The sequence below is a fragment of the Planococcus salinus genome (genome assembly GCF_003719725.1).
Lineage (GTDB): Bacteria > Bacillota > Bacilli > Bacillales_A > Planococcaceae > Planococcus > Planococcus salinus.
Map to the genome: position 1 here is coordinate 138,204 of NZ_RIAX01000002.1, position 16,348 is coordinate 154,551.

Below are 16,348 nucleotides of genomic sequence, written 5' to 3' on the forward strand. Positions count from 1 at the left end.
GTTAGGAATATGAGAAAAGCCCCCCGGAAGGAGAGCCGTTTTAAGCATGTTTAGACCATCAGAAATTCTATAAGCCATGTTTTGTTTTCCACGTACTCAAATGGTTTTCACCTCGTACTGGTGGAAGGCAATCATCTATCTGCAGATGTGCACCTGCCTTTTCCTCTGTTCAATTCCTTCGGAAAAGTGCCCCTACCATAGTTTGGGTTTCTCACTCGCGGGGTTTACCTCGTTCCACCTGCATAATTTCTTATGCAGCTCCGTCACTGTGGCACTTTCAGGGTATGTCGGCCGTATCTCAAGGACTTAGGCGTTCTACCCGCCGTCAGCTGCTTATGCAACTGCCTTAGCTTATTGTTTCGCTAAGCGCGATCACTACGGCCATCTCAGGTCCGTGCGAGCATGGACTTTCCTCTCCAGTCAGAACTGGAGCGATTGCCAGAATTTCAAATGGCTATATTAGTATACGTCATCTTATTTTAGAATACAACGAAATTCACTCGTTGTTCAATTTATTGCCGAACACATGGTTTTCCAAGTGGGACAATCTGCGCAAAATGTCAAAGTTCGTTGTACCCGGTGCCGGTGATGCCTGCTTTCTCGGCATTTCCTGCAATTCTGTCCGCAAACGTCTGTTTTCGTTTGTAAGCTGCTCAATTTTCTTGGAAAATGCTTCGTAATCCTGAATGACTTCATCCAGGAAATGGTCTACCTCGTCCTGGTTATAGCCGCGCATTCCTGTTTTAAAATCTTTTTCCAAAATGTCTTTTGCCGTAAATTTGATCTCCATTCTAATCGCCCTTCCATCAAAACCTGCCTTTTGCTAAGTATAGCATAAGGCAGGTTTTTCGTGTTTAGATGTTCTTAAGTTCTGATTGCTTTTTTTGGCCTTTTTCCTGCTTTTCCTGCAGTCGCCGCTGCCGTTTTTGAAGTTCCTGCAGCAGGGAAGCGCGGACTTTCGTATGCTCGCTTGCCTGTTTCGCGAATTCTGCCATAATGATCGCCTGGTCGAGATTTTTCAACTGATGTTCATATAATTTGGCCAGATGGATCCATGCCTCCACTTCCACCGTGCCTCTAAGATGAGGAGCCGCTTCTTTGAACAGCTGTGCCGCTTCTTCGTAGAATCCGTTCCGCTTTTTCTGGATGGCCAGCAAATAACGGGCCATCGCAGCCGAAGCGCCGCGCTGCCCTGTCACATGTTCCAGGTAAGCTGCGCTTTGATCATACTCTTTCAGATCAGCATACCATTTGCCGATGTTCGTGTAAGCACCGCTTGTCTCTGATGCCAGGTCCTTCATCAGCAAGTCAGATGACACCACATACAACGAAACAAGCGACAGGATATCCAGCTCATTATGGTAAAGAACTTTCGCCAGCCCTTCCGGAAAACCGCTTTTGACAGCGTCAAGGTAAATGGGCGGGATTAAGAACCCCGGCACATCCCCAGACCGTCTGAAATCCAGTTTTTCTTCTTCAATCAAGCTGAGCTTCATCCGCTCCAGCTCATTTTTCCAAATCCGTTTTGTTCCATGAAACAAATCGATTTGTCTTGGGACCGGAAGCTTCGGCAACTGCTGGCGGTGCATGGTCCATCGGGACATCAACTGAGGCCAGTCAAAGCTTTTGCCATTATAGGAAAAGATGATGGGTTGCTCTTCTTTCCACAGTCCTGTCTCATATAAGAAAGCGGCCTCATGGGATGGATCGGGCAGGATGTACTGCATCATCTCAAATTGCCCTTCCTTTTTTGTCAGCAGGCCGATCAAAAAAATATAGGCTCCCGTTCCGCTCAATCCAGTCGTCTCCGTATCAAAGAATACGATTGAATCACTCGGTCTCAACTTGAATGGATGGTTGAAGGAAACTTTCTCCCATGCTTCCAGCACTCGATCCAGTTCTTTCAACTGCACTTTTCCATGCCGTGTTTCTTCAGTGTATACAATTTTCTTTTGGAACACATAGCCAAACTTATTTTCTTTGAGCTCAAGGCCGATTTCATTCCATTTGTCTTCATGCGCCGGCTTTTCTGCAGCTCTGGGCTGCTTCTTTTTAACCGGATCTTTTTTGATCAGACCTTTCATCTGAAGCAATTTGCTTTCAAATGACATCACTTGCTCACCTCTCTTCGCGGAGCACGTCCAATAATTTGATGACGTGGCTCTTCATACTGACCGCGGCATCCTGCGCGCCGATGCATGACGGACAGCCGTCCAGGCAGGGGCATTCCGTCACATGCTGGTGTGCTTTATCAAGCAGCGGCTTCCATAGTTCAAAGATCCGTTCGCTGATGCCGATTCCACCAGGATAAGAGTCATGGATAAAAAACGACGGCAAATCATTGTGAGGCGATTTTACTTGCGGCACCACATGGACATCCCTCCTGTCACATTGAACAAAAATCGGGATGAACGACTCGATGGCATATGCAGCTCCGGTCATGGTATCCGACAACTCCGCTTCGCTGAAACCTTCAGGCCTTTCGAAACTAAGCCATGTGGAAGAAGTATGGAGTTCTTCAGCAGGAAGCGAAATCGGACCGGATCCGATGTTGTCATGCGAATCAAAACGAATCTTTTTAAAGATTGTCGGCATCGCCAATACTGCAATATCGCCAAAATAAACTTCCGAATCGTTCATTTCGCGGCTTTTGTCTTCGCTCATCACTTTTAATTCAACCGCTAAGTTGGCGTCTGTGAAATAATCCACGTCCACTTCCCGCACGTACGCCTTCTTTTCTTCCCAGTCCAGAATTTCCACCTGGAATTGCGTTCCTTGATGCAGGTAGATCGCTTCTTCATGCAGCAGCGTCATGGCGCTGAATCGATCCATTTCGCCGATAACCCGCGTCGCAGCAGGAATCGACTGGTCGATGATGACGACATTTTCCTGAGAAGCTGACCGGAGAGAGATGTCGTGGGCCGGAAAACGGTCGCTCATCCAATGCCAGCGGTCCGAAGTTCTGACCAGGACGCCTTGTTCCTCCAAATACTCGAGCAGTTCCTGCACCTGAAATTCCCCGTACATATCGTCCGTGGAAAAAGGCAGCTCAAATGATGCACATTTTAAATGGTCCATCAGAATAATGATGTTCTCAGGATGGATGCGAGCTTCTTCAGGAGATTGATCCAGCAGATACTCAGGGTGATTGATAATATACTGATCAAGTGCTGTCGATTGGGCCACGTACACCACCAGAGATTCATCCTGCCTTCTGCCTGCTCTTCCTGCCTGCTGCCAGGCACTGGCCACATTCCCGGGATAACCGGTCATGATGCATGCCTGCAACTGGCCAATGTCCACTCCCAGTTCCAAAGCATTTGTGGACACCACGCATTGAATTGAACCATCACGCAGCCCTTTTTCGATGGCCCGTCGCTCTGTCGGCAAATAACCGCCCCGATAACCTTTGATCGACTCATCCTGCAGTTTGTATTTGGTGATCGCCTGCAGATACGTTACCAGCATCTCCACTCGTACACGGCTTTTGGCGAATACAATGGTCTGGATGCCTTGTTTGATCAAATGCGTCGCTAAATCCCGGACTTCCAGAACGGCGCTTCGGCGGACACCGAAACTTGGATGGATAATCGGCGGATTGTAAAAAACGATGTGTTTCCTGCCGGCAGGTGCCCCGTTTTGGTCGATCAACTCGTGACTGGTATTTGTCAGGTTTTCAGCCAGCTCTTTCGGGTTCGCGATGGTCGCCGATGTGCAGATGAATACCGGATCACTGCCGTAAAATTCGCAAATGCGCTTTAATCGGCGAATGACATGAGCTACATGTGTACCAAATACACCTTTATAAGTATGCAGTTCGTCGATGACTATATAATGAAGATTCTCAAAAAGAGAAACCCATTTTGTATGATGAGGCAAAATGCCGGAATGCAGCATATCAGGGTTAGTCATGATGATTTGCCCCGCTTTCCGCACTTTTGTCCGGATGGACGGAGAAGTGTCGCCGTCGTACGTATAGGACAGGATGTCGCGTTCGGTTTTTTCAATCAAATCCCCCAGGTCACTTTTCTGATCCTGTGCCAAAGCTTTTGTCGGAAACAAATAAAGGGCTCTTGCGCCTGGATCGTTTAAGATCTTGTTGAGGACCGGCAAGTGGTAGCAGTAGGATTTACCTGATGCCGTAGGTGTCACAGCGGTAAAAGAGTGATGCTGTTCCGCCAGATCAAATGCCTGGCGTTGATGGGTGTATAATTGATTGACTCCTTTTTTTTGCAGAGCCAACTTCAATGCTTCGTGCATTGCTGGTGAAAAATCGGCGTATGCTGCCGGCTTTTCTTGTTTTGTATGCCAATGGACGATGCGTTCCATCATTTCCGGTTCGGTTTTCCATTCGTTCATCAATTCAGGCAACGATTTTCGTTTGATCATTGTTTCGAACTCTTTTCATCGATGGCGAGCATGAAAGTCTGCAATGTATATTGGGCGGCCTGGATGGTTTGGATAAAACGTTTTTTGCTCGTTTCTTTATAGAAACTTTGAACGAAAAACTGCGTCATCCCTTCTGCCGCCGTATCAATCTGTGGCTTGTGGACATATTTCGGCCGTTCCTGTTGGATATACAACAATGACTCTGTTTGCCATTCATTTATTTTGCCATGCCAGTAATCGGCATATGGTTTGACTTCTTCATAAAAATCCGGGATGGCGTCGCGTTCACGCATGTCATAAAAACGGTCCAGACATTTCCCGCATTCTTCATATAATACAGCTGAGAGTTCCCGTACTGTCATTTTGCTGATCCCTCCATTGGCAATAGTTTATCATATTTGCCAAATTGACACGACTTTCAACGAACAGACATTCTTTTGGGTTGGAATGATGAACCGAATCCTATATTATAGGATTAGCGTTTTTGAAACTTTCCATAAAGGAAAGTCGTCTATTTTCGTGTACTATGGTAAAGTAAGCGAGGTGTGTCATCATGGCCATCAATTATCCGAATGGCAAAAAATTCAATCCATCGAAAGAGCCGGTTAAAAAGAAAGAAAAAAAGGACTTTTCCTTCAGTAACCGCGGGAAAACGTTGGAAGACGAATTAAACGAGACAAATGATTATTATTTACAGCTTGGACATGCCGTCATCCATAAAAAACCGGTCCCCGTCCAAATCGTGAAAGTCGAATATCCTTCGCGAAGTGCCGCCGTAATCAGAGAGGCTTATTTCAGAACTCCTTCGACAACGGACTATAACGGCGTATGGAACGGCAGGTATATAGACTTTGAAGCAAAGGAAACCGAAAACAAAACTTCCTTTCCTTTAAAGAACATCCATGAGCACCAGATCCACCATATGGCGCAGGTAGTGGAACAAAACGGTTTGGCTTTCATGATCATACGATTTTCATCTTTGCAGCGCTACTTCCTCATGCGTTTTGAATCGTTGCAGGTATTTTGGGACCGCATGATCACGGGCGGCAGAAAGTCCATTACTTTAAAGGAAATCGAAGAAACTTCGATTGAAATAACACCAGGTGCTTATCCACGGATCGATTATTTATCAAGCTTGCACAAGCTGTAAGATTACTGCATTTATACGAAAGTGAGGAACACGATTGTGAGTGAAAAACAAATTTCGCGCGAACAGCGCAGAAAAGCAATCGAACGACAGAAAAAAGCTGAAAAGAAAAAGAACAAGAAAACTCCGGGGGCCAGTCTGATCAAGCGCATTTTGCTGACTGTCGTCATTATCGGGTTGGCGGGATTTGTTTTTGGTATCGGCCTTTTCACCTATTACGCCAGCAGCGCTCCTGACCTGGATGAAGAATTACTGCGCGACCCCATCAGTCCGACTTTCCTGGCTGCTGACGGCACGACCGAAATTCCTTATGCCACAGCGGAAAACCGGGAATACATCGAATATGAAGACATACCAAAAGTGATGGAAGATGCCATTCTGGCGACAGAAGATAATCGGTTCTACAGCCACTCCGGCATTGACGTCATCCGCCTTGGCGGTGCTGTCATCGCCAACATCACCGATGGTTTCGGTTCTCAGGGAGCCAGTACCATCACCCAGCAAGTCATCAAAAACTCGTTCCTTTCGCATGACAAAACCTTGAAACGGAAAGCCCAGGAAGCCTATTTGGCCTATCAGCTGGAACAGGAATACGAAAAAGAGGAAATCTTTGAAATGTATTTCAATAAAATCCTCATGTCCGGCAATATCTATGGTTTCGGTACTGCGTCTGAACATTTTTACGGGAAACCAGTCAGCGAACTGGAAATGCATGAAGCCGCGTTATTGGCCGGCATGCCACAAAGCCCAAATCGATACAACCCATTCACCAATCCCGAAAACGCAGAAACACGGCGTAATATCGTACTAAGTCTGATGGAACAGCACGAGAAAATATCAACGGAAGAAAAAGAACAGGCACAAGCCGCTTCGGTGACGGATTCCTTATTGCCTGAAGAACAGCGCCCTACTGCTCCAACTGGAGAGTACACCGCCTTTATGGAAATGGTCACAGAAGAACTGCAATCGCTGGACGGCGGTTTTGCATTGGATGAAGGGTTGACCATCTACACCACTCTTGAACCCGACGTCCAGAAAACCGTGAACGCAACAATGGCCTCAGATCTGTTCTTTGACGAAGAAGTGGAATCTGCCATGACCGTTGTGGATACAGAGACCGGTGCGATTCGTGCAGTGGGTGCCGCCCGTGATTACAGCGGGGACATCCGCACCAATTATGCGACTTCCAGGGACCGTGTGGTCGGTTCCACCATTAAGCCGTTGACCGTCTATGGCCCAGCGGTCGAATATCTGGACTGGTCAACTGGGCAGCCAATTGTCGACGAACCTTATTCTTATGACAGCGGCCAGGAAATCCGCAACGTGGATGGCCAGTTCCTTGGATCGATGACCATCAGAGAAGCATTGTACCGTTCACGCAATATCCCGGCTGTTAAAACATTAAAAGAAGTGGGTGCTGGAAACGCTTCTGACTTTGTTCAAAACCTGGGTCTTGAAATCGGCGAAGTATATGAATCCACCGCGCTTGGCGCAGACAATATTTCCACAGTGGATATGGCCGGCGCTTTTGCAGCTTTCGGCAATGAAGGAATCTATACAAAGCCGCATACCATCACCAAAATCGTTTTCCGTGATGGCACGACGGAAGAAGTCGTCAAGCCGGAATCTGTCCCTGCCATGAAAGACAGCACCGCTTATATGGTGACAGATATGTTGAGGGATGTAGTAAATCCGAACCTCAGCGGATCGACCGGCAAAGAAGCAGCGATCAGTGGATTGGACATGGCCGGTAAAACCGGTACTTCCAACTACTCAGAAGAAGAGCTGGCCGACTATGGGCTCGATTCTTCTTCAGCACCGGATATTTGGTTTGCCGGCTACACTCCTGAATATTCCGTCTCTGTCTGGACCGGTTATCCAACCCGCGCAACCGGAATCGATACAGCTTCACAGGAACGGTTGCTGGCACAACGGTTATTCAAAAACGTCATGTCCCAGATTTCAAGTTCGGAATCCGGCACTTTCGACAAGCCGGACTCTGTGGTGGAGCTGGTCGTCGAAGCCGGCACTTCCCCGCTTAAACTGGCCAGCGATTATACGCCCGGCTATTTGAGAAGAAGCGAGTTGTTTGTGAGGGGAGCAGAACCGACAAGAGTTTCAGAGCAATTTATCCAGCAAGAACCGGATGCTCCTACGGGACTTCGCGCGGATGTCAGCGGCAATACAGCTGCCTTGTCCTGGAACCATTCTGACGCTGGCGACGTTTCTTTCGAAGTGTCCGTGGAAACTGGTGGCAGCCGCTCCGTATTGACAACAACCGGCAATACATCTTATTCTTTCAACGGACTCGAAGCTGGAGGCACTTATACCTTCCTGGTCACCGCAGTGAATGACGGGGAACGCAGTGATCCGGCATCGGTCATCGTGAATGTATCTGCACCGGAACAGCCGGAAGAACCGGAAGAAGAGCCGGCGGATGAGCCGGAAGAAGAGCCGGAACAACCGGCGGAAGACGGCAGTGATTCCGAAGAGGAAAATCCAACTGATGAAGAAAATACGGAAGACAGCAACAACGAAGGCAACGGCAACAATAATGGCACTGGCAACGGTAATAACAACGGCAATAATAACGGCAACGGCCAAGGAAACAATAACAATGGTTCTGGTGGCGACGGGGAGAACGGCAACCAAGGCGACAATGCGCCTGATGGTGACACCGGTGAAGAAGAAGAAGCGGAGGCCAATCCCGCATCTTCTCCAAACCGCCAGGAAAATGACTCTGCCGATAACGATTAAACCTGCACAGTGAAACAGAACTTGGTTGCTGACTGCTGTAACTGAATAAGCAACCATACGAAAAAGGACCCGAAAGCATCGGGTCCTTTTGTTGTTTCCTTATTCTGCCGGGAGATTTCGGTGCAATTGAATCCGCTTTGAGGCGATTTTCTTCTTCATTTCTTCAAACAACTCGTCCAATTGCCGGAAAGCGGCATAGCGGCCTCTATTTTGCTCGATGAACGCCAGACGCTCTTGCCCATTCAACGGTTCAATGGCATGCTCACAATGGGCCAGAAGCTCCTTGTAAAGCTGTATGCCCTCTTGCATCAACCGACCTGCCTGGTGGCTGTCCTTCGACGTGATGGAATCGATCAGGGCAGGCTTCAGTTCACGCCAGCGGCTGTAAAAAAAGGACAGCTGCTCATTAGTTAACTTCTGTAATAATCTCACGTTTAACCAGCCCTTTTTTATAGCGCTTCTGCCCTTCCCGGCACCGATCAAACAACGGGCAGATATGGCAAGCCGGAGTTTGCGATTTGCAATGATAACGGCCGAAAAAAATAATTTGGTGATGAGTCTTCGACCAATTTTCAGCCGGAGTTTTTTTCATGATGGTTTCTTCCACCTGTAACGGACTGTCTTTCCAACGGTTCAAGCCTAACCGTTTAGCCACCCGTTCAACATGGGTATCCACCGCCAGCGCAGGAATGCCGAAAGCCACAGAGACTACAACGTTCGCCGTTTTACGTCCGACTCCCGGCAATGTCATGAGTGTATCACGGTCAGCCGGTACCTGGCTGTCATATTGATCGATCAAGATCCTGCTGAGCGCTTGGATATTTTTCGCCTTGTTGCGGAATAACCCAATGGAACGGATATCGTTCTGCAGTTCTTCAAGCGTTACGGCAACATAGTCTTCCGGACGATGATATTTTTGGAACAGGCTGGATGTCACTTTATTGACCAGCTTATCGGTGCATTGCGCAGACAGCAATGTCGCGATCAACAAATCGAATGGATTCCGATGAACCAGCTCACAATGTGCATCAGGAAACATATTATCCATTTCTTCCAGGCATAAATGCCATTCTTTCTTTGTCATCAATTCAATCACCGCCTAGTTTCTGTCTTCCAGCCAATTGTAAAATTCCACTTTCTTGGTATTGTTGGCTGCAGGCTGGATATGAAGATTTTTTTCGCGAAAAGAATTTGCATGTTTGGAGACTTCAGAAGACGTTTTAATGTTCTTCTTTTTCCATTCAAATAAAATCCGATCCACATAGCGCAAACTCATTTTTTGTGAAATGACTGCCTCTTTCAAAGCGAGGCGTATAACTGCAGGCGTATGGCCGTCCTGGTCCATCCACATTGAAATCGTTTCAATTTCCATAGGAGACAAAAAGCGCCCGAATTCCTGTTCAAATAATTGAAAGACTTCCCCTTCCAATTTTTTCTGTGTGTGTTCCTTTTCCTTATGCTGTTCTTTAAATACACAATCCAATAAACGATCCCAAAGAGGTTGCAGGGACATCCGTTCAGTCAGCACATCGTTTTCCGTTTCCTGCTCAATCGATAAATAGCCTTGCTGCATCAATTTCTGCAGCATGGTGGTGACGTTATTCTGAGAAGTCATCATACGTTCGCCAATTTCGTCAGGCGTCGGAAAGTTGTTGCCGGACTGTTGAAACGAATGCACATGCATCAACAGCATCGCTTCTTCATCCGAAATCTTCAAGTCCTTGTAGAATTGAAAAAAAAGCTGGGAAATGTGTACATTTCCCCGCTCAATCCATGCTTGCAACCGATTCGGCTGTTTCATATTCCAAACACCCTTCTGTTCTTCTATTTCTCTTGAGGTTTATACCTACTGTCAACTTCCGCTTTTCTTCTTTTATGGATACAGTCTGTTCAACAAACGCGGGAACGGGATGGTTTCTCTTACGTGTTCTGCTCCGCTAATCCAGGCGACTGTCCGTTCCAAGCCAAGACCGAAGCCTGAATGCGGCACTGCTCCGTATTTGCTGAGTTCCAAATACCAGGCATACGCTTCTTCGTCCAGGCCGTGTTCGTTGATGCGCTGCTTCATCAATTCAAAATCATGGATTCGCTCGGATCCTCCAATAATTTCGCCATAGCCTTCCGGAGCAATCAGGTCTGCACACAATACCACATCGTCACGTTCCGGATGCGGCTGCATATAGAACGGTTTGATATTGGTCGGATAATTTACGATGAAAACCGGCATATCATAGTTTTCAGCAATTGCTGTTTCATGAGGAGCTCCAAAGTCTTCTCCCCACTCAATATCATCAAAGCCGTTGTCATTCAGCCATTTGATCGCTTCGTCGTACGTAATGCGCGGAAACGGCGCTTTTATCTTTTCAAGTTTCGTTGTATCCCTTTCCAGTCTTTCCAATTCCAATCGACAGTTTTTCAGAACAGATTGGACAATATGAGCTACATATTGTTCTTGCACTTCCAGGCTTTCATGATGCTCCATAAACGCCATTTCCGGCTCAATCATCCAAAACTCGATCAAGTGGCGGCGTGTTTTGGATTTTTCTGCACGGAATGTCGGCCCGAACGAAAACACTTTTCCAAGAGCCATCGCGGCTGCTTCCATATAAAGCTGGCCTGACTGCGACAAAAATGCGTCTTCATCAAAATATTTCGTAGCAAACAGTTCAGAAGTCCCTTCCGGAGCAGAACCCGTTAAAATCGGGGGATCTACTTTGATGAACCCGTTATCATTATAGAATTCATAAGTCGCACGGATGATTTCGTTGCGGATTTTCATGATGGCATGCTGTTTTCTCGAACGAAGCCATAAGTGGCGGTTGTCCATCAAAAATTCCGTTCCATGTTCTTTTGGGGTAATCGGGAAATCCTGTGCCACATGAATGATTTCGATATCTGTGACAGCGAGTTCGTAGCCGAAAGCAGAACGTTCGTCTTCTTTCACTTCTCCTGTAACATACAGGGAAGTTTCCTGTGTCAATGACTTGGCAGCAGCGAACAGTTCTTCACCAACTTCAGCTTTTACCACTACGCCCTGTACAAATCCTGAGCCGTCCCGTAATTGCAGGAATGCAATCTTTCCGCTTGAGCGCTTGTTGGCCACCCAGGCTCCCAATTTAACTGTTTGTCCATTATAACTTGCCATTTCGGCAATGGTAATCTTTTTCATACTAGCCTCCAAAAATTGTGATTCTGTCAGTCTTTCCATTTCGATGTAACAAATTGATGAATCCGTTCCACCGCTTCCGTCAACGCCTCGAGCGACGTGGCATAAGACAGGCGGATCGTGGAATGGGCACCGAAACCGGATCCCGGTATCACGGCGACATTGGCTTCCGTCAACAAAGCGGTGACGAAATCGTCAACGGAATCATAACCTGTTTTCTGTGCCGCTTCCGACACTTCCGGCAATAGATAAAATGCCCCTTGAGGACGAATGACTTGAAAGCCCGGAATGGCTTCCACTTTAGGGAATATCGCTTCCAGTCGGCTTTCGAATGCCTGGCGCATTTCCTCGACAGCATCCTGCGGGCCTGTGTAGGCTTCAATCGCAGCATACTGAGATGTAGTGGTCGGGTTTGATGTTGAATGGCTCGCCAAGTCCGTCATCGCTTTGATCAAATCCGAATCGCCTGCTGCATACCCAATGCGCCAGCCTGTCATCGAGTGTGATTTCGAGACGCCATTGATGATGAGGGTACGCTGTTTGGCATCTTCCGACAGTTCCGCAATTGATGTGTGGCTGACATCTCCGTAAATCAGTTTTTCATAGATTTCATCGGAAACGATCAGAATATCAAATTCACGGCAGACTTCTGCGATTTCCGCAAGTTCTTCCTTCGAATATATCATTCCCGTCGGATTGCTTGGCGTGTTCAGAACGATGGCTTTTGTCCGGTCTGTAATCGCTTCACGCAGTTGCTGAGGTGAAATTTTGTACTGCTGGCTGGCTGTCGCTTCTATGTATACCGGAACGCCCTGCGCCAGCTTGACTTGCTCCGGGTAACTGACCCAGTAAGGAATCGGGATAATCACTTCGTCGCCTTCGTTCAACAACACCTGAAACAGCGTATACAGTACATGTTTGGCACCTACTCCGACCATGACTTCATTTGCCTGGTAAGTCAGGTTTTGATCTTTCTGCAGTTTGTCAATGATGGCTTGCTTTAATGCCGGCAGTCCTCCGGCCGGAGTATATTTCGTCTTGCCGTCCATCATGGACTGATACGCCGCCTGTAGAATATGATCCGGCGTATTGTAATCAGGCTCCCCCGCGCCGAGCCCGATGATGTCCACTCCCTGAGCTTTCAGTTCATTGGCTTTCGCCGTAATGGCCAATGTGGTTGAAGGAGTTAAAGTTTTTACACGATCCGCTAAATTCGCCATAGTTCATCCACCCTTTCACAAATTCAAAATCCGCTTCCACCATGTTCCATCATGTGCCAGAATGTAAACGTAATTCAATGTGTCTTCATTGTTTACAAACGCCACTTCCCATACAGCACCTTCGCTTTCCATGCCAAGCTTTGTGTGCAACACTTTTTTGACATCCATATCCGCCAGTGCTATGTCCCGTGCTTCCTGAGCCGATGTGGCATTTTCCAAATCCGCAAACGCGACGTCGCCTTCTTCTACAGGTACAAATACAGCTTTCTGACGACCTTCTTTGTCCGTTCCAATCACAGTCACTGACAGCTGGCTGTCTGCATAGACATAAGCCCGATCGATTTCAGCAAGGAAGTTCTCCTTTTCCACAAAAGCGATCGCCTGTTTTTCAACATCTGAATAAGGCTGATTCCCAATGAATAAAATGACGATCATCAAACCGACAGCCAAAAAAGAGAGGAAGCCTGCTATAAATGTAAACCACTGTTTCATCTGATCACCTATGTTTTGTAAATTGTAAAGACCGCTTTTTCCGGGTCCTCTTTGTCCAATGCCAAACCGAACATCAGATCATTGTCTTTCAGCGTCCGGTTCAGGACATCCACCACTTTATATAAATCCGACTGGTACGTGACCGTTACAGTGGACAGCACTTCGATTTTCGATTCCATTTATGCGACCTTCCTTTCATTTGTCATGCTTATTATACCAATGTTCAATATCCGTTACCATCTTTTCCAAAGACACTTTTGAGACTTTTACGTTAGGCAGGGCGTTCAAAAATTCCTGTCCGTATGATTTCGTTTCAATGCGCCGGTCCAGAACGATGAACATTCCCTGATCATTTTTCGAACGGATCAGCCGGCCGAATCCTTGCCTCATCCTCAGCACGGCTTCCGGCAAGGCGTAATTCAGGAATGGGTTTTTCCCATCCCGTGCAATCATTTCCGAACGTGCTTTGAAAATCGGCTCATCGGGAGAAGTAAACGGAAGGCGCACCACCACGACCGCGCGCAAAGCATCTCCCGGAACATCGACCCCTTCCCAAAAACTATTGGTCCCGAACAAGACGGACTTCTGGAAACGCTGGAATGATTTCAGCAGACGCAAACGGCTTCCCGACGATATCCCTTGTGCAAACAGCATATAGTCATCGAGCAATCCGGTATCCTGTATCAGATCCACCGTCTTTCTCAACATATCCTGTGACGTGAATAAGACAAAACACCGTCCTTCCGTCACCAGCACAGTCTGGATTACCGCATCCGCCACCGACTCAATATAATCAGCCTGTGACACATGCTGAATGTCCGGCATGTCGTCCACCACAAAGACCCGTGCCCCCCGGTAAAAATCCTGAGGCGGGTCAAATTTGGTGATGGCCACCGATGCCGGTATTCCCAATTGATTGACGATAAAACGTTCGTTGGACGGCACACTCATCGTCCCTGACAACCAGACGAGCGCTTTTTCGCCTCTGACTCCCCCAAACACTTTTTCCACAATTTCCTTTACTTCGAATGGCCGCTTGTAAAGAGATAAACTATTGGGCAGGCTTCGCAAATCCCCTTCAATCCAGCTGACTTCCTGCTCCAAGGGAAAAACAAAAATTTCGCTGAATTCCACTGCTTTGATCATCAGCTCTTCTGTCCAATAACGCCAATCTGTAATTGCCAATTGCTCTTCAATGGTCTTCTCTGTCATCCGTTCCGCTTTTTGCAGCATAAGCTGCGACAAATCGATCCATTCGTTCAGATACCGCAATAAATTGACGAATGGCTCTTTTTCCAATGGCAGGTCGGTCAACAGGGAAGCACATTTCTTATATCTGCTTCCCCGGAACTTTGCGGTAAACTTATTGGTCAGTTCGATTGAAATATCATCGAATAATGTGGTGAACTTCACAAACAGTGATTCCAGCTGCAATAATTCCGGCACCGAAGCAAAACCGGCCCGTTCCGCAGCTTCGTAGAATTTGGCGAATAACTGACGGTCATCATATGTCCCCAATTGACCAAAAACGTATTTCCACTGCGTGTAGACAAAGGTCTTCTCATGCTGTGAGACAGCGGTCTGCACGACTTGATGTGCTTCATCAAATATATAGGCATCCACATCTGCCAGGATGGAATGTTCCGTAATACGTTGATTCAATAGAAACGCATGGTTTGTCACAATGATTTGGGCGTTTTTGGCCTGTTCAAGGGCGTATTCATAAAAGTCGTAGCTTTTTTCCAGTTTTGACAGTTTTCTTAAATGTGAACGCCTGACTTTGTCGAGTACAAATTGGCCTCCGCTCGACACGTTCAGTTCGTTTAAATCTCCCGTTTCCGTAGAAGTCAGCCAGATCAAAACCTGCATAATCGTAAAGGTCTCATCATATGACTCATCTTCACCGTGGAGCAGCTCTTCAAAGCGAGGCAAATCAATGTAATGGCTCAACCCTTTGATCAGCGAAATTTGGACAGGTGAACCAATAAACCGTTCGACGATTTCCCCTTCTTTCAGGATCAGTTGTTCCTGAAGATGAGTGGTATAAGTACTGATGATCACTTTTTTGCCTGTCTGCATGGCGTGGTTGACTGCAGGCAGCAAATAACCGATCGTCTTGCCCATCCCTGTGGAAGCCTCAATGACCATTTCCTTTTTTTCAGCCAGTGCCTGTTGAATAGCGGTCATCATGTCGAATTGACTTTGCCTGCGTTCAAATTGCGGGAAGACACTTTCCAGCCTTTCTTCCCAGTTGTCAAAAGCGGTTTGTCCTGTCGCCTGTAAAGGCTTTAGGCGTTTTCTTGCGTTTATCGGAATGCCTTTAAAGCGGGTAACGTTCTCCACTTGGCCATCTCTCTTTTTTTGTGTTAATTCAAAAAACAGGCGGGACAGATCCGATTTCAGCTGAAAGCTGCGTTTATGCAAAAGTGCCAGTGTTTCATAAGGAAGGTTTTCCAGGTCTTTTTTTACCTGCAAAAACAACAAAGCCGTTGCCATCGCATCATCGTCGGCACGGTGGGCATTTTTTAAAGGAATCCCCACTTCCGCCGTGATGTCCTGCAGCTTATAGCTGAAAGCAGTGGGGTACATGAGCCGGGTCAATTCGACAGTATCCATGGCCAATCCGCGCCATTTCGGCATCTCCGCCCGCTGCAGTTCAGATTGCAGAAACGGCAGGTCGAAATTGGTGTTATGGGCTACAAATATGGCATCCTGCATTTTCTCAAAAATGACCGCAGCATAATGCTTGAAAGGCTTTGCATCTTTGACATCGTCATTGGTAATGTTCGTCAAGTCCTGTATGAACCCCGGAATATTGCGTTCTGGATTGATAAAAACAGTATATGTATCAATAATTTCGTCGTCTTGGATCGTGACCAATGCGATTTGAATGATCCGGTCGCCTTTTGCAGGAGAGTGGCCCGTTGTTTCAATATCGACAACGACGTATTTTTGGGTGTTCATCACAACCCCTCTTTCTCAGGTGATTCTCTCGTCAAAATTGTAACATATCCCGCCCTTTTCCGCTTTTTGAAAAAAACTATATCAGTTGAACTGATCATTTTAATTTGGCGTTATTCCGCAAACGCAAAACAGCTGCGCAGCGATGCAACGCCCTTTTATGTCTCGAAGCAGCGCAGTGATGCAGAGACAGAGACAGAAACAGGAGCACCGTTG

14 protein-coding genes and 1 other RNA gene are annotated in these 16,348 nt (G+C 47.1%); 2 read left to right on the top strand and 13 right to left on the bottom strand.

Features of this window, described 5'->3' with window-relative positions; genetic code table 11:
- Window positions 1-65: 65 nt before the first annotated feature.
- The 5 genes from rnpB to EEX84_RS03340 form a co-directional block, all read right to left on the bottom strand.
- An RNA gene (gene rnpB / locus EEX84_RS03320) (RNase P RNA component class B) lies at window positions 66-447 on the bottom strand.
- Between the two features lie 49 nt (window positions 448-496).
- On the bottom strand, window positions 497-790 hold the full coding sequence (gene gpsB / locus EEX84_RS03325) for a cell division regulator GpsB (RefSeq protein WP_123164168.1): 294 nt from the start codon (window positions 788-790) through the stop codon (window positions 497-499).
- A gap of 64 nt (window positions 791-854) precedes the next feature.
- The gene (locus EEX84_RS03330; protein WP_123164169.1) at window positions 855-2,111 is read right to left on the bottom strand and encodes a ribonuclease H-like domain-containing protein; all 1,257 of its coding nucleotides are present in this window, start codon (window positions 2,109-2,111) and stop codon (window positions 855-857) included.
- A 7-nt stretch (window positions 2,112-2,118) separates the two neighbouring features.
- Complete coding sequence (locus EEX84_RS03335) at window positions 2,119-4,389, bottom strand: DEAD/DEAH box helicase (protein WP_123164170.1); 2,271 nt, start codon at window positions 4,387-4,389, stop codon at window positions 2,119-2,121.
- Window positions 4,386-4,751: a YppE family protein gene (locus EEX84_RS03340; RefSeq protein ID WP_123164171.1), complete on the bottom strand. Its 366-nt coding sequence runs from the start codon at window positions 4,749-4,751 to the stop codon at window positions 4,386-4,388. The genes EEX84_RS03335 and EEX84_RS03340 overlap by 4 nt, the downstream gene beginning before the upstream one ends.
- Before the next feature lie 191 nt (window positions 4,752-4,942).
- Here EEX84_RS03340 and recU point away from each other — a divergent pair, with 191 nt between their 5' ends.
- On the top strand, window positions 4,943-5,539 hold the full coding sequence (gene recU, locus EEX84_RS03345) for a Holliday junction resolvase RecU (RefSeq protein WP_123164172.1): 597 nt from the start codon (window positions 4,943-4,945) through the stop codon (window positions 5,537-5,539).
- Window positions 5,540-5,575: 36 nt separating this feature from the next.
- Window positions 5,576-8,293, top strand: coding sequence for a penicillin-binding protein 1A (locus EEX84_RS03350; RefSeq protein WP_123164173.1), 2,718 nt, complete (start codon window positions 5,576-5,578; stop codon window positions 8,291-8,293).
- 99 nt (window positions 8,294-8,392) lie between these two features.
- Here EEX84_RS03350 and EEX84_RS03355 read toward each other — a convergent pair whose 3' ends face one another.
- The 8 genes from EEX84_RS03355 to dinG all read right to left on the bottom strand — a co-directional run bounded on the left by EEX84_RS03355 (window position 8,393) and on the right by dinG (window position 16,135).
- Window positions 8,393-8,725 (bottom strand): YpoC family protein, encoded by a 333-nt coding sequence (locus tag EEX84_RS03355; protein ID WP_123164174.1) that lies wholly within the window; start codon window positions 8,723-8,725, stop codon window positions 8,393-8,395.
- A complete protein-coding gene (gene nth, locus EEX84_RS03360) occupies window positions 8,700-9,380 on the bottom strand; it encodes an endonuclease III (protein ID WP_123164463.1) in 681 nt (226 codons plus the stop codon). Before nth ends, EEX84_RS03355 begins: the two co-directional genes overlap by 26 nt.
- 12 nt (window positions 9,381-9,392) lie before the next feature.
- Window positions 9,393-10,094: a DnaD domain-containing protein gene (locus EEX84_RS03365; RefSeq protein ID WP_123164175.1), complete on the bottom strand. Its 702-nt coding sequence runs from the start codon at window positions 10,092-10,094 to the stop codon at window positions 9,393-9,395.
- Window positions 10,095-10,166: 72 nt separating this feature from the next.
- Window positions 10,167-11,462, bottom strand: a complete 1,296-nt coding sequence (gene asnS / locus EEX84_RS03370; RefSeq protein WP_123164176.1) for an asparagine--tRNA ligase — start codon at window positions 11,460-11,462, stop codon at window positions 10,167-10,169.
- 26 nt (window positions 11,463-11,488) lie between these two features.
- Window positions 11,489-12,679 (bottom strand): pyridoxal phosphate-dependent aminotransferase, encoded by a 1,191-nt coding sequence (locus EEX84_RS03375; protein ID WP_123164177.1) that lies wholly within the window; start codon window positions 12,677-12,679, stop codon window positions 11,489-11,491.
- Window positions 12,680-12,694: 15 nt separating this feature from the next.
- The gene (locus EEX84_RS03380) at window positions 12,695-13,171 is read right to left on the bottom strand and encodes a cell wall elongation regulator TseB-like domain-containing protein (RefSeq protein ID WP_123164178.1); all 477 of its coding nucleotides are present in this window, start codon (window positions 13,169-13,171) and stop codon (window positions 12,695-12,697) included.
- Between the two features lie 8 nt (window positions 13,172-13,179).
- Window positions 13,180-13,350 (bottom strand): YpmA family protein, encoded by a 171-nt coding sequence (locus EEX84_RS03385; RefSeq protein WP_123164179.1) that lies wholly within the window; start codon window positions 13,348-13,350, stop codon window positions 13,180-13,182.
- Between the two features lie 16 nt (window positions 13,351-13,366).
- On the bottom strand, window positions 13,367-16,135 hold the full coding sequence (gene dinG, locus EEX84_RS03390; protein WP_123164180.1) for an ATP-dependent DNA helicase DinG: 2,769 nt from the start codon (window positions 16,133-16,135) through the stop codon (window positions 13,367-13,369).
- Between the last annotated feature and the right edge of the window lie 213 nt (window positions 16,136-16,348).